This window comes from Amycolatopsis sp. lyj-108, assembly GCF_046549005.1.
Classification (GTDB): Bacteria; Actinomycetota; Actinomycetes; order Mycobacteriales; family Pseudonocardiaceae; genus Amycolatopsis.
This window is the reverse complement of sequence record NZ_JAJPWQ010000020.1, coordinates 26261-41925: the sequence shown is the minus strand read 5'-3', so window position 1 is coordinate 41925 and position 15665 is coordinate 26261. Positions and strand designations below refer to the sequence as shown.

Sequence of the window (15665 nt, the reverse complement as noted above, 5' to 3'; positions counted from 1 at the left end):
GCGAATGGGATTTCGGGTGGCTCCTCGAAGCGAAAGAGATCGTCGTCGACGACTACGAGGCAGACTTCACGCCCTTCGAGGATGCCTTCGTTTTCCAGACCCACCAGGGAAATGAGTTCCACTACTTCAAAGCAGGCGACCTTGCCGAAGCCGATCCGACCTTCTCCACCTTCTCCGGGTTCCGGCCGATAGCGGAGGCCGCGGTTTGTCAGGTCCGGTCGGTTCTGCTGAGTGTTCCGTTGACGCTGGTGCCGGGGGCTGGGCGGCGGGACGTCCGGGGGAGCTCGACTTCCTTGAGCCCGCCGTCGTAGAGCATCCACAGGCCGAAGCAGTCGTCGTCTTCGTCATGGACGAGGACCTGGAGCGAGGCCGGATCGGGCCAGGGTAAGGATTCCAGGTGGGCCAAGAGCCCTCGCCAGTTGTGACGGATGAACTGAATGACCCAGGTGTAGCACTCGCTCGACCCGGTGCCCGTGCCGGCGAACACGGAGTCGTCGACGCGCGTGAAGCACTGGTACCACTCCCGGCCGGGATCCGGGCGCGTCAGCGGCTCCATCACTTCCTCGGCATCGCGCGCCAGAACGATGACCTCCGCGAATCTGCTCATGCCATTCAGCATATGGTCGAGCTGTAGCCGATGGTGAGCCGAAACCCATCGGAACCGGGCACGTTCCCGACGTGGCCTGATCTCAACGCCGGTAGTGGACCTCGCCGCGCAGCGCCGGTGCGGTGGGGTCGGTGCAGCGCTGCTCGAACGTGGCGTCGAGGGCGGTGAGTCCTGCGGCGCCACGTTCGATGCGGCTGATCGTGAACGTCGAGTAGTCGTCCGAGCAGCCCAAACCGGTGGCGATGGCGAGGATGTGGGCTCCCGTCGCGTGGTCGTACGAGCCGACCTGGAGTGCGCCGGACGGGGCGCTGAAGTCGAGTCTGAAGTGGTAGAAACCGTTGTCGGCGTCGGCGTCCACGCGCAGGACGTCGCCGACCTCGCGGATCATCACCTCGTGCTCGGGCGAGTCGACCCAGTGGCCGCTCTTCCCGTCGACCGGGAAAGCACCCTGCTCGGCGGCGAAGTCGACGCTCGCGATCGGCTCGTCGGCCGCCGCGGCGGGCGCGAACGCGCCGATCAGACCCGCGGTGACGGCGAACGTGGTGAAGGCATGACGGAGTTTCATGATTCTCCTCGGTGTACGCCGCCCCCAGTGAGCGGACCTCACCGATCTTGCCCAGGTTCCCGTCGCTGCGCACGAGTAGTACTACTCAGCCTGTTTCGTCTGTCCTTTTTGGAGTGTCGAGAAACTCTCAAGAAACCCGCGCGTGTACAGGATTTTGAAGAGCTTCGGGTGCCATTGCCGGGTGCCCGGTGATGTGCCAGCATCGTCGGTATGACGGTCGGCGATGTCAGAATGGCCACTTTTGCCTTCTTGCGAGATCGGATCACCGGGCTGCTGGCGCCCACTGGCTGCGGTTTCGACGTCTACCCGCACGGATCCTTCGTGAAGGGCACTCAAGTCGATCCGTACGGCGACGTCGACATCGTCGTCGAACTTTGTCACCCGATCGTGCCCGAGTGGCGAGGCGGCTTCGAACCGGCCCCCGGTACGCGGTTCGGCAAACGGGTGAAAGGCCGGGCGCCCACGCCGGAATTCCTGTGGTTCAAGGAAACCGTGGCACGTGCGCTGAGTTACGACTTCGAGACGATGTCGCCGGGCCTGGCGTCGATGGTGGCGTGGGGCAAGGTCCAGCGGGTGCTCAAGGTGGCGCCGGTCTTCCCTGGCCACGTCAACGCCGATCTCCTGGTCTGCCAACGGTTCCTGGAGACGCCGCCCGTTTCTCTGAACACGGCGGACCAGGGTGTCATTTTCTGGGACGGCCACGGAGAACTCCAGGTCAGCCATCCGCGGAAGTACATCGCGAAGGTCAAGGAAAAGGACATGCGCACCGACGGCATGTTCACGCAATTCGTGCGGCATCTGAAGGCGAACCACGTCGGCATGAAGCATCAGGGCACCGGGAGCAGGCGTTCGTCCATTCCGGGGCAGAAGGTCCCCATGGACTCGTCGCTGGGCGTGTCCTCGGCGACGCTGGAAATGCTGGCGTACGGGGTTCCGAACGATCACTACTCCTCCCGAAGCCTGAACGCGACGCGGAAGAAGGTGAGAACCTACCTTCGCACTGTCGCCGAGACCGAACGCTCGCGTGAGTCCTTCGTGCCGTGGGATCTCGTCAACGACACGACCTATCCGCAGTGGATCGAGTTCATGCACGGAGGGTTCAAGATGCTGCTCTCGAACGAGAAAATGTGGGCCTGACGGTCAGGCCGAAGGGGATCGGAGGTCCGTGAGGGCCTCCTTCCCTACCCTGAGAGTAGGGAAGGGGCCCTTCACGCCCAAAACCCAGTACATGAAGGACCCCATCCTTGCGCCTAGGTACAGGAAGGGGTCCTTCATGTACTTCAACCCGGCATCACGCAAGAAGCGCCACAGGTACCTAAGGGGGAAACGGCTCGTAGGAGCCGCTGGTCGCGTCGAAGGTGAACGCCGTCCACCGCCCGTGTTCCGGCGAGGCCAGCCGGGCACCGAGTGCGACCGCGATCGCGACCGGCCCGCTGAGGAAGATCGCGTGCCCACCGGCCCGGGCGCCGGCGGTCAGCGGCGCTTCCCGCCAGGCGCGGCAGATCTGCTCCACCGCACCGGTGAAAGTGGCGGTGTCCTCGGTCAACACCGGTGACCCGGTCCGGATCCGCAGGAGGTAGCCGAAACCGTGGCGACGGCAGGATGCCATCACCTGGTCGAAGAACTGGTCGCCGCGACCCTGCAGATCCACCGCGAGGGCGACCTTGTCCGGGTCGCCGTCGTCGACGGCCTCCAGCCGGTCGACGTCCAGCGGTTCGACGTCGGAGTCGATCGCGCGCAAGGATGTCGCGGGGAAGTACGCCGGTGCGCCGTCGGCCTGCCGGATGGCGTGTACCACCACCTCGCGGGCGTGGGTGTAGCCCAGCCGGGCGCCGAACCAGAACGCGACGTGGAGCGGCATGGTGGGGATCAGGTTGATCCGGACGGCGTCGGGGGTCAGGCGTTCGGCCATCGTGGTGGCGGACAACGTTTCGTCGGCGAGGGCGTCGACCAGCTCGCGGTCCCAGGCGCCGTCGCCGGGCAACTCGATGCCGGTCTTCAGCGTGATCGTGCAGGTGCGCTGGCTGAACTTCTCCGCCTGCTGCTCCAGTTGCCGGGCGCGGGCTCGCCCGCGCCTGCCGTCCGACGCGGTGACCACGATGCCGACCCGCACTCGACGGCGGAGACGGCTCCTCGCCCACAGGCCGAGCGCGACCAGGGCGAGTCCGGCGGCGAAGGCCAGCACGAACCACCATCGCCCGGCCGGCTCACCCGCCAGGAACGACTTCGCGGCCTCGACCCCGAACCCGCCCGCCGCCATCCCGCCGACCGTGAGCGGGGCCGTGCCATCGGTGACGGCCGCCCACCGTCCCGCGGAGCCGCCGGAAGTGTCACCGGAGCCGACGACCGTCAGCCGGGGCGATACCGGCCGTCCTGAATCTGTCACCACAACCATCCGTTCGTGGTGTGCTCGAACCAGCGGATCGGACCACTCTATTCGGCAGGCCCGCGGACTCGCTGTGGCGGTCGAGGACGGGCGTCAGCGGCAGAACGGGGTCCTCCTCCCACGCGATCACGTGGGAGGACCGGACCGTCCGTCTACCGCTTGATGTAGAGGTCCCACGACCACGCCGACGCGGAACAGAAGTAGGCCGACCATCGGCCGTTCTGCTGGCCTGAGTAGCCGTTGAGCAGGCAGTCGCCCTCTGTCGACCAATCATGAAACGGGCGCGCTTGTCTGCAGAACGGGCACAGTGAACAGTGCCGCGCCGGGCCCATCGGCACCGGCGCGGCACGTCAGTCCGGGCTCACTTGTCGTAGTAGAGGTCCCAGTCCCAGCCGGAGAACTGGCATTCGTACACGGACCACTTGCCCTTCTTCAGACCCCAGTTGCCGACCGTCTTGCACGATTTCAGCGTCCAGTAGTCGTCGTAGAACTTCATCCCGGCGGTCCCGACCTGCTGGGCGGGCTCCGGCGCCGCGGGCGTGGCGCCGGCCGACGCCACGCCGAGTGGCAGCGCGGCGACCGCGATCCCGGCCGCCAGCGCGGCCTTGGTGACGAGCTTCCGCATGAGTGTTCCTCCCCTGTCGATCACGCCCGTACCTCGGACGCGTGATCAGGTTGGATCGCACGCACGGCCGCTACAACACCTTTGCGTTCAGGTGAAAAGGGCAGCCAGAGTCGACCGTGATCTCGCCGGTCAGCGACGTCCCGGTGCCGAGGGTTCCTCGGTCTTCCAGGGTGCCGGTCGCGGGTCCCGGCCGCCGAAGCCGGCCACCCGGTCCCAGATCCAGTCGGCCATCGAGTCGGCGACGGGCTCGTCGGGCTGTCCCGGCCGACGCCGGACCAGCGCCCCGAACGCGACGACGACCAGGTAGGTCCCGGCGTCGTCGGTCATCACCTGTTCCCAGAGTTCGCTCTCGGGCCAGTCGGGGTGGGCTGCCGGGTCGGCCTCGATCTCGGCGTCCATGGCGATGATCTCGTCCGCCGACATCAGGCGGAAGGGCTCGGCCGAACCCCAGGCGGCACCGGAGCCGGGCTGCTGGCCGTCGTGCCAGGTCACCAGCCGCTTCGCCACCATCGAGCCGACCTTCTTGTCGGCCAGATCCGCGGCGCCTGGCCGCAGGGTGGCGCGCAGGTCCGCGGGCAGCACGGCGTCCAGCGCCGCCAGCGCGGAAGGCAGGTCGATGCCGAGCCGATGGTCGCGCATCTGCTGCCACGCCATCTCGAGCGCCCCAGTGCCTTGGATGTCCGCCAGGGTGATGTCGTCGCCGCGCGCTTTCTCGACGATCTGCAGCATCGCTCGCGCGGTCCCCAGCAGGCTCCGCAGCAGGTCGTCGGTCGGATCCTCGCGCAGCAGTCGCAGGCCGAGTTGTTCGGCGTCGTCGAACCGGTACTGCGCCAGGTAGGCGTAGCCGAGCAGCATGCCGACCCAGGAGTCCGCCGCGTTGGCCCGGATGGCCTCCTCGGCCGCGGGAGCGAACCGTTCGGGTGGTGCGAAGGTTTCCAGCAGGTACTGCGCGCGTTTCCGCAGCGCTTGGGGGAGGTCGTCCGCCGCCGTCCGCGCGCACAGGGCCACCGCCTCGTCGAGTTGCCGCCACCCGGCCTCGTGCTCCCCGGAGCTTGCCTGGGCGTGGCCCAGTTGCATCCAGTCGTCCCAGTCCTCCTGGTTCTCGCCCAGCACGGTGCGCGCCCAACGCAGCGCCTCGTCATGGTTGTGCTCCGCCGACTCCAGATGCCGAAGGGCGCGAGCCGCCATCGTGAACCAGCTGTTGCGGAGAGCGGCGACCTGGAGGAACAGCCGACGCGCCTCGTCGACTTCGCCGCACGCCTCACGGTGATCCCCGAGCACCATCAACGCGCTGCTCCGCTGCGGCTGGCCCGCGAGCACCCGCAGCGCCAGTTCGGCGATCTTGGGATGCGTCGGCTGCGCTTCGACGAGTTCCCAGGCGAGGTCGAGGTCGCGCTCCACGTCGGCGCTCATCGCATGCCTCGCTTGACCCGGTATGCCCGGAGCTGGTCGAAGGTCCCGTCGTCGACGCCGTATTCCAGGACCGGCGCCACCTGGTCGAACCAGGACGTCGTGGACGGGGTGATGCCGCCGATCGCGGCCAGCAGCGCGTCGGTGGTGACCGGCACCAGCTCGCCCTTGCCCAGCGACTCGACCATCGCCTGCTGCAGCACGGTCGTCGTCAGGTGGCCGAGGTCGGCGCCGGAGAACCCCTCGGTCGCCGCCGCGACGGCCACGACGTCGACAGCATCGGCGGGTTTGCCGTCGAGGGCGCCCTGGACGATCGCCGCCCTGGCGACCGCGTCGGGTGGCAGCACCAGCACGGTCTTGTCGATCCGGCCCGGTCGGCGCAGTGCGGAGTCGATGTCCCACGGCCGGTTCGTCGCGGCGAGGAAGTACACCCCGTCGTTCGCTCCGGCCATGCCGTCGAGCTCCTCCAGAAGCTGAGTGACGAGCATCCGCATCGCGTGCGATCCGCCTCCACCGGAGGTACGCCGCCCACCGAGCGCGTCGAACTCGTCGAAGAAGATCACGCACGGTGTCGCCGCGCGGGCATGGCGGAACACGCTCTGGATCGCCTTCTCGCTCTCCCCGATCCACTTGCTGAGCAGGTCCGCGAGGGTCACGTGGATGAAGGACGCGCCGAGATCGCCGGCGATCGCCCTGGCGATGAACGTCTTGCCGCAACCGGGCGGGCCGTACATCAGCAGGGACCCGCCCGGCTTCTGCCCGAACGCCGCAGCTAGCTCAGGGTTGCGCAGCGGAGCGAGAAACGCGGTGTCCAGGTGCTGCTTGACCTCGGCGAGCCCCGCGACGTCGGCCAGCGTCACCGCCGGGCGCTCGGCGTCCCACAGCGGCGCCGGCACAGCGGCGCCGCTGTCCTGACGGTCCTCGTCGGCCGGGGCCGGAACCGGGGTCGAAGTTCGCAACCGCGCCGCCATCAGCCGGGCGCGCAGCAGCCGGGCCCGCGCCGGATCGCCGCCGCGGGCCTCGAACGCGGCCAGCTCGGTGGCGGCGCGGTCCGGGTCCTGTTCCAACAGCAGCGTGACGAAGTCCTCGCGCAGCGCCAGATTGCCGGGGTCGGCCGCCACCTCACGCGCGATCACCTCGACGAAGCCGTTGTCCGGAGTGTCACCGTTCACCGCGCGGTCCCTTCGATCCAGCCTTTGAGCAGCCCCAGGTTCGCCAATGGGATGTAGTGGCCGATCCGCGGATGGTCCAACGTCACACCGAAGACACCGGCCTCGCCGAACGAGGCGACGTAGTCGATCGCGGCAGGCATCGGCACACCGAACAAGGGCACCGCGCCCCCGTCCGGATCGGCGAGGCCGAGGCCGCGGGCGGCTTCGTTCGCGCGCGCGGCGCTGCTGTAGAGGCAGATCATCGGCCCCTGTTCGGCAGCCACGGTGTACGGACGGGGCCGGTCGGCCGGGCCGCGCGCGACGAAGAACCAGTGCTCCAGTGAAGTCGCCTGGCGCCACAGTGCGATCTGCGCCGTCGTGTCTCCGGCGGGAGCTGCTTTGACCGCCACGTCGAGGCGATCCAGCTCCGCGACGATCTCGGGGCTGTTGTCTCTGGTCATTCGGTTCTCTCTCGTCCGGGCTGTCGTTACGTCCGTTTCCAGACCAGAGAAAACCATCCCGTCGATCGTGGCGGACAGGCGGCCGTCCTTGCGCGCATGATCCCTGTCAGGGGTGATTGGGGGACGGTCCCTGATGTGCGGCGGCCTCGCCGGATGGATCGTGGCTTCGTGACAGCGATGACAACGGAAACATCCCATCCCGTACCGACCGAAACCCTTGACCGAGCGATGTTCTTCGGTGGCAACGCGCCGATGGAAGGCGTGCTGAACTCGCTGGCGATGGAGCCTTTCATCACCGGGTCGAAGCCACATTCCCGGGCCGCCGAGATCACCGAGGTCTCACCGGACGCGACGCTGCTGCCCCCGGGAGTCAGCGCGGAACTGACGTATGAGCTGGACGGGCGGCGTTCACACCTCGCCCACGGTCCCGGATGGACACTCGTGGCGATGCGCAGGCGTGCCGGTGCCGCGACAGTGTGCGTATGTGCCACCTCCGGCGACCTGGCGGACGAGGTGCTCGCGGCCGCGGTCCGAACGGCGCGGACGGGTACGCCGGGGGAGTCGGCCGTGCCGGTCGGCTTCTGGCACGTCCAGGGGTGCGGTGGCGCGGGCGTGCGTGCGCCCAGGTCCATGGACTTGCCGCCGTGGCAGGCGATCCGCGGTAATTACCCGCGGTCGGCGGTGACCGCGCTCGACTCGCTCATGGCGGTGCGCCCGCAGGACATCACGGGCAGGCTGGTACTTCTCCACGGGCCCGCGGGTACCGGCAAGACGACCGCCGTGCGCGCGCTCGCGCAGGAATGGCGGGACTGGTGCCAGGTCGACAACGTCCTGGACCCCGAGGTCCTGTTCGCCGACCCGGGCTATCTGACCTCGGTGGTGCTCGGCGAGGAGCGAGCGGACCGGCGGAAATGGCGGCTGCTCATCCTCGAGGATTGCGATGAACTGGTCGGGGCGGACGCCAAGCGCGACTCCGGGCAGGCCCTGTCCCGGCTGCTCAACCTGACCGACGGATTGCTCGGTCAGGGCCTGGACATCTTGGTTTGCCTGACCACGAACGAGAACGTCGCACGGTTGCACCCCGCGGTGGTCCGGCCGGGCCGGTGTCTCGCGGAGATCGAGATCAGCAAGCTGCCGCACGACGAGGCGGCCACCTGGTTGGGAACAGGCGCGGAGATCGGCGCGGAGGGCGCCACACTGGCCGAGCTGTATCGCCTGCGAGCCGCGGCCTGATCCGGCCCTCACCGAGTTGGACCGGATTCGTCGTTCGCCGGATCCGCGGGTGGCGGGCTGTTAGGGTCCGGGCCATGCGAATGTGGTGGTTCGGCCTGGTCGTGGGCGCGGGTGCGCTGCTCGGCGCGTGCGCCGGGGGTGGGTCGGGGAGCGGCAAGGTGGCGCCCTCGACGACGGTGACGACCCCGACGACAGCGCTCGTGCCGCAGTCCCCGGTGACCACCACGACGACGACGCCGCCGACGCAGCCGACGCCGGAGACGACCCGGACCACGACTCATCGCACCACGACGACTGCGAAGCGCACGACCGCGAAACGTACGACGGCACCGCGCCACACTTACACTCGGAGACGTTGACCCTTAAGGTAAATGTGTCGCGTTCCTGGACGAGGCCAGTGGTGGGGCGAAGGCTCCCTTCGCTGCGTCTGATGCGGTGATGGGCGCCTTCGGACCTGGTTGGACGCGGGTCATGACTCGTATGACGGCTGTTGAGCCCCCGACACTCCTTGACTATCCACAAAGGACGCTTTCCTGGACCCGAATGCCCGGTTGCGCTCCTGCGTGGGCGTTCTTCTGGTAGTGAGGGCCTCTTTGCCTACTCTGACGGTAGTGAAGGAGGCTTTCGCTACCGTCAGATGTGATCCCTGGTGACAGTGGGACGGCTGTGGCCTCGGCGGCCGGTCGGCAAGGCGTGACTCGCGTGTCTGGATGCCGCACTCGGGAGCGCGGAGTCCGAACACGCCTCAATAACCCTCTTTGTCACTCACGACCCCCCGGAAAACCGTGCAAGCTGCCCTCTGGAATGGCCACCTTGAAGAGTGGTGTGACAGCTACTCCGCCAAGCATTCGGTGACCACGGCGTTGTGCCGTACAGTTCCTAGGTTGTAAGATCGCCACCGCATTCTTCTCCTGGTGGCCTGACAACAGATCGCGAGCGCCGCGCCTTTTCTTGACGCGGCTCCGCCTGGTGAAATAGGCAATGGGTACCCGATTCGCCATCGTCGCCGGTTCTGGCAGGTGAGGCGATGGCTGCCGAACGTGAGTCGTGGATGACCAGGTGTTCGTGCAGCCGGGTGATCTGCAGTGGCCGCCAGACGGCGCGCGTGGAGGCGACCAGCCGGAGGTCGGTATGCGGGGTGGCTTGCCGGTGGGCGGCCAGCAGGACTTCCAGCCCGGTGGAGTTCAGGAACCGGACGAGACTCAGGTCCACGATCAACCGCCGCGGCCGGTGGCTCAACGCCGACTCGATCGCTTGGCGTGCCGTGGGCGCGGTGTTCAGGTCCAGGTCGCCGTCCATGACGAGCACCGTTGTCCGGCCGAGTCGCTCCACGGTCACGGCCAACGGTGGAGAACGGTGCGCGATGGCATCCGTTCGGGGACGAGGGGAACGGCGAGGATCGAGCGTTACGAGTTTCACGATCCGGGGCTCCAGACTGGCCGGCCACCGCTGAAGGGACAGATGCGACCGGTTGACGGGTGATCGTCGTGAGGGCGGTGTCTGGGCACTCCGGCGCTGTCTTGGCAGTCTACCCCGTGGCGAGAGGTAAAGAGGCGTTTCCGGATCGGCTTCTCGGGCCCGGAGGTATCGGTCTCGCCTCGGTGGGCAGGCACCGAGATCGAGGTCTACGCTGGCAGGTGTCACCCGATCGAGCGGCCGGAACCGGCGGAACGGATCGTGGTGTATCGGGTTTCGCCCCGGACCCTGGCGGCGCATGCTCTGCCTAGGAGTCGCCATGGGGGTTCTCGCCTGGATCGTGCTCGGCATCGTCGCCGGCAGCGAAGGGTTTCGGTGTCCTGTCCCGGCCTCGACCGAAAATCCGAACTACGGCAAGGAGATGCTCCATGACCACGACCACCCGAAAATTCGACCAGGCCCAGGTGGAGCTCATCGGCAAGGAACTGGATGCGCTGCGGCAGCGTGTGGTGGCGGATCTCGGCGTGGACGACGCCGACTACATCCGCCGGGTCGTCGCGGTGCAACGGCTCAGTGAACTGTCGGGCCGTCTGCTCCTGTTCGCGGGCTGGTTCCCGCCAGCGTGGATCGCCGGGGTGGGCGCGCTGACGTTGTCGAAGATCTTGGACAACATGGAGATCGGGCACAACGTCCTGCACGGTCAGTACGACTGGATGAAGGACCCGACGCTGAATTCGCGGACCTTCGAATGGGACATGGTCTGCCCGAGTGACCAGTGGCGCCGCTCGCACAATTTCATGCACCACACCTATACCAACATCGTCGACAAGGATCGCGACGTCGGCTACGGCATAATCCGGATCACCGAAGATCAGAAATGGAATCCGTACTACCTCGGCAACCCGCTCTACGCGGCGGCGCAGGCGGTGTTCTTCGAGTACGGGATCATGCTGCACGACCTCGAAGCGGACCGGATCGTGCAAGGCCGCCGTTCGTGGGCGGACGTCCGCCCGTTGCTCGGCCCGATGCTGCGCAAGGTGGGCAGGCAAGCGGGCAAGGACTACCTGGTGTTCCCCGCGCTGACCGGCCCGCTGTTCCCGGTGACGCTGGCGGCGAACCTCAGCGCGAACCTGGTCCGCAATCTTTGGGCCTTCTCGATCATCTTCTGCGGCCACTTCCCCGACGGCGCCGAGGTGTTCACCGAAGAGGAGAGCGAGAACGAGAGCAAGGGGCAGTGGTACCTGCGCCAGATGCTCGGGTCCGCGAACATCACCGGAAGCCCGCTGTTCCACCTGCTGTCCGGGAACCTCAGTCACCAGATCGAACACCACCTGTTCCCGGACATCCCGTCCCGCCGCTATCCGCGGATCGCGGCCGAGGTGCGGGAGATCTGCGAGAAGCACGGCCTGCCCTACAACACCGGTTCCCTGTCGAAGCAACTCGGCTCGGTCGTCCGCAAGATCTTCCGTCTCGCTTTGCCATGACCGAACGGCTTCTCACCCTTCTCGGTGATGTCGACGGTGACCTCGACGTGGTCCGGCGCATCTGCGAACTGTGCGTCACCGAACTGGCCGTCTCCGGCGCCGGGATGACCGTGATGGCCGGCCCCTTGGCCGACGGCACCCAGATCCTGGCGCACTCGACCGGCGAGGCGGGGAAGCGACTGGAAGACCTTCAGCTGACGGTGGGTGAGGGGCCGAGCGTGGACGCGTTCGTTTCGGGCGGGGCGGTACTGGTACCGGATCTCGACACCGAACACGACCGATGGCCCGCCTACGCGCCCGGGGCGGTGGAACTCGGTGTGGCGGCGGTGTTCTCGTTCCCGCTTCACGTCGGCACCGCGCGCATGGGTGTGCTGGACCTGTACCGCACCACCCCGGGCCCGCTCAGTGCGCCGCACCTCTCCGGCGCCCTGGCCCTGGCAGAGGCGGGCACAGTGGCGCTGCTGAACGATGCCGAGACGGCGCAGGGCGCGATGCTGCTGGGACAAGGCGAATTGCACAGCGCGGTGCATCAGGCCACCGGTTTCGTGACCGTTCAACTCGACGTGAGTCTCCAAGAAGCGCTCATCAGGATCCGCGCCTACGCCTATGCCCATCACCTGTCGCTGAACGAGGTGGGTAGACGGATCGTGCGGCGCGAACTGGTCCTCGAGACGGGAGAATGAAAACATGACAGGTGAACCGCAAGAACTCGCGCCCGGCGAACCTCGGCGGCCATGCGACGGGAACGTCTGCGCGCGCGCGTTTTCGTCGAGCTCGCGGACACCCTCGTGGACCTCCAAGGCAGGCTCCGGATGGCCGCGGCCTCCGCCGAACGGGCCGGGCTGCTGGAAACCTTGGCGGTACAGACCGGAGACGGGCCGTGTATCGACTGCGTCCGCGACGGCCGCCCGATGCGGTTGCGCGGAATGGTCGTCGGCAGCTTCACCCTGCTCCACACCGAACCCGTGCGGGAAGACGCCGATCGCCCCGCGCTCAGTCAGGCGCTCGCCGACGTCGCCACGATCGGACTACTGCAACAACGCGCCATCGTCCGTGGTGAGGTCCTCACCGAGCAACTTCAGTCCGCGTCCGCACGCAGTCATGATCCGGATATGGAACACGCTAACCTGCACTTGGCGGACCTGTCCCGTGAGGTCGCCGACGGCGCTGCCGACATCGACGCGATCCTCGCCCACGCCTCGCGGTCATGCTCCTGACGCGGTGGTCGGAGCGTGTCGCAGCGCGCGGTTGTGGCGCGGTTCGGTGCGGGTCTTCGCGTGGTCAACCTGGCGGATCATGTCGCCGCGGACCTCGTTGAGCGCGACCGGAAGATCCGGCGCCGAAGAACCGGCCACCAGATGCAGGCCGGGAAAGCGATGGAGCCGGCATTCGAGAGTGAGCTGCTGCCCCGCGCCGTTCCGGTCCTTGACACTGATTTCGAGATCGACCTGGCCTTCGTGGAAGGAACGCAGCCTGGAACCGAGCGCGGCCAGTCGTTCGGCGACCCAATCGAGTTCGGAGGCCGAGAAACCGACGCCGAGACGGAGTCGTTCGGCGATCAGGCTGAGGTCTTTCCGATCGGCGGTCATGGCGCCTACTTCCCGTTGGCCCCGAATCGACTGTCCGGAATGGACGATGTCTCGTTCACTGTCGTGCAGGCGGTGGGGACAGGGCCCACTGTACGCCGATTTCGGTGCCGGAATCCGGAACGGGTGAGGCGGGTGGCGTTCCCGCCGTCGGGCTGGGCGGTCACGGTCCGTGAGCTGATCTGACAGGGCCTCCCGATGTCCCAGGGTATGTCGCGAGCGTGTGGCCGGGGCGTCGCAGTAGTCTGGAGGCGAATGGGGGGAGGAGGGTTCCATGGGTCTATGACGATCGACAGCAGCAGAAACCTTTGTCGCCGCCGGAACTGCGACGATGTCGAGTTCTGGCTGGGTTTGTGTGTCCAGGACTGGGTGCGGTGGCAGGACGGCTTGGCCGCCCTTGACCTGCCCGACGACGAGAGACCGGCGCCGCCTCGCAGCGTGTTCGTCGCACCGATGCACGCGGACAGCGTGTCACAGCGGGTGATGGCGACGGGTTGACGCTGTCTTGCCGCGTGAGGCGCCACCGAGAAGCGGCTTCGTTCAGTTCAGCTCGGGAGTACGGCTCGCGGTGCGGTGTAGCGCGGCGAGTTGGAGGCCGAGTACGACGCCGACGCCGATGGCCGCGGTGGAGACGATCGCTTCGGCCACGGCGGTCCATGAGCCAGGGACCTGGGCGAATACCTGTGACAGGCTCAGGTACATCGCGGGTCCGGGTAGTACGGCGCCGGTCAGCCCGGGGATGGTGACGACGGCGGTCGGCACTTTCACCGTCCGCGCGGCCGCGCCTGCCAGGACGCCGAGCACCGTCGTCGCGAGAAAGATCGACAGCGGAGCGGCCAGGCCGAGGATCGAGTGGCCTGCCCAGTTCACCAGGGACGTGACGACTCCGGCGCCGCAGGCGAGCGACCACCACCGGACGGGTGTCCCCATCAGGATCGCGTTGCCCAGCGAACCGACCAGCGCCGTCAACGGCATCAAGGCGAGAGGTAACGCCGCGAGCTGGACCCGGCCCGCCTCCCCGAGGATGTCGAGATCGTTGGCCACCGACACCACGACCATGACCCCGGTGACGATCGCGCCGGTGAGCAGCAGGACCGTGACCATGCGCGCGGCGGCCATCAGGTGGTAGTCGCCGACGGCGTCTTCCACCAGGGACACCAGCGACAGGATCGGCAGCAACAGCACGAGGTTGGCCGCCGAGAGGCTCGCGGCCTCGTGCCCGTCGAGCAGGCCGAGCGACAACAGCGAGATCGCGATGACGAGGACGGTGCTCGCCTTGGCCGCGACCTGGAAGAACTCGGCGATGCCGATCGTGCCGAGCGCCCACCCGACGCGGTTGGCGAGAACGAACAACGCGGCCGAGATCGCCGCGGCGAGGACGGTGCCGTTCGCCTGCAGGCAGATCATCGCCGCGAGGAGGCAGCCGCCGAGCAAGCTGATGTACCACGGCCAGGTCGGGCCCGCCGCGGCGAGCTTGCCGACCGCACGTTCGGCCTCGTCAGGGGAGATCGCGCCGATCCCGGCACGGACCGCGAGCGCTTCCAGGTCTCCCATCCGGCCGATGTCGCGGGTGTCGTTCGCCTCGATGCTGCCCAGCAGCACCACCGGCTCGCCGCCGTCGCTCGGGCAGTACTGCAGATGGACCGCCCGTACCCCGACCGAGATCCGCAGTTCCTCGATGCCGCCCGCGCTCGCCAGCCGTCGAACCGTGCGGACGACGACCGCGGTCTCGATGCCCTGACGGAACATCTGCATCGCCACGTCGAGAGCGAAGGCCAGCACACGCCGGGCCCGCGCCCGCTCGTCCTCCGACATGGCCGGAACTGTAAGGGCGCCGGCCGGTCTGGAACGCGATCGCGAGCGGCACGGTCGCGCGGCTTGACCCGATCGGGTTCCTTCTCAGACGTGAAGCCTTGAAGTCAGTTTTTGCGTCCGACGCCGGCGTAGACGTCGTCCGGTTCGATGTCGCGGAGGCCTGGTTCCGGTCGCCACAGTGGCGCGCTCACCACACCGGGATCGATCAGCTCCAGTCCGTCGAAGAGGGCGACGACTTCGTCGTAGGGGCGGAAGTACATGGGGTCCCGGCTGTTCTTCATCGCGTCGGTGACCGCTGCCATTTCGCGGGGCGCGTGGTCGGCGGTCAGATGCGACAGCGCGACCAGGCTGCCGGCAGGCAGGGCGTCGCGGTAGTGGGTGACGATCTCGGCGGGATGCAGGCTGTCCGGGATGAAGTGGAACACGGCCACCATGAGCAGCCCGATCGGCCGGTCGAAGTCCAGCGAAGCCCGCACCGCCGCGGAGTTCAGGACCGTCTCGGGGCGGCACAGGTCTGCGTCGACGACGGTGGCGTTCGGGTTACCGTCGAGGATGAGGCGGCTGTGCGCGACGGCGACCTTGTCGTAGTCGACGTAGACCACCTGGCAGCCGGGGTGCACGTCTTGCGCGATTTCGTGCACGTTGCCGACGGTCGGTATTCCCGAGCCCAGATCGAGGAACTGGGTGATGCCCTGCTCGACCATGTACCGCACGGCGCGGCGAAGGAACGCCCGGTTGGACGCGGCGACCTGACGGCCGGAGGGGAGGACCGCCATGACCTTTTCCCCGACGGCGCGGTCGGCGTCGAAGTTGTGATTGCCGCCGAGCAGCCAGTCGTAGACCCGTGCCGCACTGGGCACCCGGACGTCGACACCCTCTGGAACCCGTTCGTCCGACACGGACATCCCGCACCTCGCAACACCTTG

Annotated in this window: 18 protein-coding genes; 7 read left to right on the top strand and 11 right to left on the bottom strand. The window is 67.7% G+C overall.

Annotated features, from left to right (window positions below; all coding sequences use genetic code 11):
* Positions 1 to 208 precede the first annotated feature (208 nt).
* Positions 209 to 607, bottom strand: coding sequence for a hypothetical protein (locus ACLJO0_RS43165; RefSeq protein ID WP_410585685.1), 399 nt, complete (start codon positions 605 to 607; stop codon positions 209 to 211).
* An 82-nt stretch (positions 608 to 689) separates the two neighbouring features.
* On the bottom strand, positions 690 to 1172 hold the full coding sequence (locus ACLJO0_RS43160; protein WP_410585684.1) for a hypothetical protein: 483 nt from the start codon (positions 1170 to 1172) through the stop codon (positions 690 to 692).
* Positions 1173 to 1421: 249 nt separating this feature from the next.
* On the opposite strand from ACLJO0_RS43160, the gene ACLJO0_RS43155 reads away from it, so the two are divergent.
* Positions 1422 to 2309: a hypothetical protein gene (locus ACLJO0_RS43155; protein WP_410585683.1), complete on the top strand. Its 888-nt coding sequence runs from the start codon at positions 1422 to 1424 to the stop codon at positions 2307 to 2309.
* A gap of 178 nt (positions 2310 to 2487) precedes the next feature.
* Here the strand turns inward: ACLJO0_RS43155 and ACLJO0_RS43150 are convergent, their stop codons facing one another.
* From ACLJO0_RS43150 to ACLJO0_RS43130, 5 genes are all read right to left on the bottom strand, one after another.
* The gene (locus ACLJO0_RS43150) at positions 2488 to 3558 is read right to left on the bottom strand and encodes an SAVED domain-containing protein (protein ID WP_410585682.1); all 1071 of its coding nucleotides are present in this window, start codon (positions 3556 to 3558) and stop codon (positions 2488 to 2490) included.
* A 361-nt stretch (positions 3559 to 3919) separates the two neighbouring features.
* The gene (locus ACLJO0_RS43145; protein WP_410585681.1) at positions 3920 to 4183 is read right to left on the bottom strand and encodes a hypothetical protein; all 264 of its coding nucleotides are present in this window, start codon (positions 4181 to 4183) and stop codon (positions 3920 to 3922) included.
* Between the two features lie 129 nt (positions 4184 to 4312).
* Complete coding sequence (locus tag ACLJO0_RS43140; protein WP_410585680.1) at positions 4313 to 5596, bottom strand: tetratricopeptide repeat protein; 1284 nt, start codon at positions 5594 to 5596, stop codon at positions 4313 to 4315.
* A complete protein-coding gene (locus ACLJO0_RS43135; protein ID WP_410585679.1) occupies positions 5593 to 6765 on the bottom strand; it encodes an ATP-binding protein in 1173 nt (390 codons plus the stop codon). Before ACLJO0_RS43135 ends, ACLJO0_RS43140 begins: the two co-directional genes overlap by 4 nt.
* Complete coding sequence (locus ACLJO0_RS43130; protein ID WP_410585678.1) at positions 6762 to 7205, bottom strand: hypothetical protein; 444 nt, start codon at positions 7203 to 7205, stop codon at positions 6762 to 6764. Before ACLJO0_RS43130 ends, ACLJO0_RS43135 begins: the two co-directional genes overlap by 4 nt.
* Positions 7206 to 7382: 177 nt before the next feature.
* Between ACLJO0_RS43130 and ACLJO0_RS43125 the strand changes: the two genes are divergently transcribed.
* Entirely contained in the window at positions 7383 to 8438 is a 1056-nt protein-coding gene (locus tag ACLJO0_RS43125) for a DUF5925 domain-containing protein (protein ID WP_410585677.1), read from the top strand.
* Between the two features lie 74 nt (positions 8439 to 8512).
* On the top strand, positions 8513 to 8797 hold the full coding sequence (locus tag ACLJO0_RS43120; RefSeq protein ID WP_410585676.1) for a hypothetical protein: 285 nt from the start codon (positions 8513 to 8515) through the stop codon (positions 8795 to 8797).
* Positions 8798 to 9317: 520 nt separating this feature from the next.
* On the opposite strand, the gene ACLJO0_RS43115 is transcribed toward ACLJO0_RS43120, so the two are convergent.
* Positions 9318 to 10154 carry an STAS domain-containing protein gene (locus ACLJO0_RS43115; RefSeq protein WP_410585675.1) on the bottom strand — a complete coding sequence of 279 codons (837 nt, stop codon included), beginning with the start codon at positions 10152 to 10154 and terminating at the stop codon, positions 9318 to 9320.
* Positions 10155 to 10282: 128 nt separating this feature from the next.
* Between ACLJO0_RS43115 and ACLJO0_RS43110 the strand changes: the two genes are divergently transcribed.
* Genes ACLJO0_RS43110 through ACLJO0_RS43100 form a run of 3 tightly spaced genes read left to right on the top strand, consistent with a single transcriptional unit; the run spans position 10283 to position 12555 of the window.
* On the top strand, positions 10283 to 11338 hold the full coding sequence (locus tag ACLJO0_RS43110; protein WP_410585674.1) for a fatty acid desaturase family protein: 1056 nt from the start codon (positions 10283 to 10285) through the stop codon (positions 11336 to 11338).
* A complete protein-coding gene (locus ACLJO0_RS43105; RefSeq protein WP_410585673.1) occupies positions 11335 to 12021 on the top strand; it encodes a GAF and ANTAR domain-containing protein in 687 nt (228 codons plus the stop codon). Before ACLJO0_RS43110 ends, ACLJO0_RS43105 begins: the two co-directional genes overlap by 4 nt.
* A gap of 51 nt (positions 12022 to 12072) precedes the next feature.
* Positions 12073 to 12555 (top strand): hypothetical protein, encoded by a 483-nt coding sequence (locus tag ACLJO0_RS43100; RefSeq protein WP_410585672.1) that lies wholly within the window; start codon positions 12073 to 12075, stop codon positions 12553 to 12555.
* Here the strand turns inward: ACLJO0_RS43100 and ACLJO0_RS43095 are convergent.
* A complete protein-coding gene (locus ACLJO0_RS43095; RefSeq protein WP_410585671.1) occupies positions 12544 to 12927 on the bottom strand; it encodes an HPF/RaiA family ribosome-associated protein in 384 nt (127 codons plus the stop codon). The genes ACLJO0_RS43100 and ACLJO0_RS43095 overlap by 12 nt on opposite strands.
* Positions 12928 to 13206: 279 nt before the next feature.
* Between ACLJO0_RS43095 and ACLJO0_RS43090 the strand changes: the two genes are divergently transcribed.
* Complete coding sequence (locus ACLJO0_RS43090) at positions 13207 to 13422, top strand: hypothetical protein (protein ID WP_410585670.1); 216 nt, start codon at positions 13207 to 13209, stop codon at positions 13420 to 13422.
* A gap of 42 nt (positions 13423 to 13464) precedes the next feature.
* Here ACLJO0_RS43090 and ACLJO0_RS43085 read toward each other — a convergent pair whose 3' ends face one another.
* Together ACLJO0_RS43085 and ACLJO0_RS43080 are read right to left on the bottom strand one after the other, a co-directional pair.
* Entirely contained in the window at positions 13465 to 14739 is a 1275-nt protein-coding gene (locus ACLJO0_RS43085; protein WP_410585669.1) for a threonine/serine exporter family protein, read from the bottom strand.
* Between the two features lie 104 nt (positions 14740 to 14843).
* On the bottom strand, positions 14844 to 15644 hold the full coding sequence (locus ACLJO0_RS43080; protein ID WP_410585668.1) for an SAM-dependent methyltransferase: 801 nt from the start codon (positions 15642 to 15644) through the stop codon (positions 14844 to 14846).
* Positions 15645 to 15665 lie beyond the last annotated feature (21 nt).

What these genes read in the sequence shown, in the direction of transcription:
- ACLJO0_RS43160 (WP_410585684.1), bottom strand. Translation starts at nt 1,172, where the DNA reads ATGAAACTCCGTCATGCCTTCACCACGTTCGCCGTCACCGCGGGTCTG.
- ACLJO0_RS43130 (WP_410585678.1), bottom strand. Translation starts at nt 7,205, where the DNA reads ATGACCAGAGACAACAGCCCCGAGATCGTCGCGGAGCTGGATCGCCTC.
- ACLJO0_RS43105 (WP_410585673.1), top strand. Translation starts at nt 11,335, where the DNA reads ATGACCGAACGGCTTCTCACCCTTCTCGGTGATGTCGACGGTGACCTC.
- ACLJO0_RS43095 (WP_410585671.1), bottom strand. Translation starts at nt 12,927, where the DNA reads ATGACCGCCGATCGGAAAGACCTCAGCCTGATCGCCGAACGACTCCGT.
- ACLJO0_RS43110 (WP_410585674.1), top strand. Translation starts at nt 10,283, where the DNA reads ATGACCACGACCACCCGAAAATTCGACCAGGCCCAGGTGGAGCTCATC.
- ACLJO0_RS43115 (WP_410585675.1), bottom strand. Translation starts at nt 10,154, where the DNA reads ATGCGCCGCCAGGGTCCGGGGCGAAACCCGATACACCACGATCCGTTC.
- ACLJO0_RS43120 (WP_410585676.1), top strand. Translation starts at nt 8,513, where the DNA reads ATGCGAATGTGGTGGTTCGGCCTGGTCGTGGGCGCGGGTGCGCTGCTC.
- ACLJO0_RS43090 (WP_410585670.1), top strand. Translation starts at nt 13,207, where the DNA reads ATGACGATCGACAGCAGCAGAAACCTTTGTCGCCGCCGGAACTGCGAC.
- ACLJO0_RS43140 (WP_410585680.1), bottom strand. Translation starts at nt 5,596, where the DNA reads ATGAGCGCCGACGTGGAGCGCGACCTCGACCTCGCCTGGGAACTCGTC.
- ACLJO0_RS43080 (WP_410585668.1), bottom strand. Translation starts at nt 15,644, where the DNA reads ATGTCCGTGTCGGACGAACGGGTTCCAGAGGGTGTCGACGTCCGGGTG.
- ACLJO0_RS43085 (WP_410585669.1), bottom strand. Translation starts at nt 14,739, where the DNA reads ATGTCGGAGGACGAGCGGGCGCGGGCCCGGCGTGTGCTGGCCTTCGCT.
- ACLJO0_RS43125 (WP_410585677.1), top strand. Translation starts at nt 7,383, where the DNA reads ATGACAACGGAAACATCCCATCCCGTACCGACCGAAACCCTTGACCGA.
- ACLJO0_RS43165 (WP_410585685.1), bottom strand. Translation starts at nt 607, where the DNA reads ATGAGCAGATTCGCGGAGGTCATCGTTCTGGCGCGCGATGCCGAGGAA.
- ACLJO0_RS43145 (WP_410585681.1), bottom strand. Translation starts at nt 4,183, where the DNA reads ATGCGGAAGCTCGTCACCAAGGCCGCGCTGGCGGCCGGGATCGCGGTC.
- ACLJO0_RS43100 (WP_410585672.1), top strand. Translation starts at nt 12,073, where the DNA reads ATGCGACGGGAACGTCTGCGCGCGCGCGTTTTCGTCGAGCTCGCGGAC.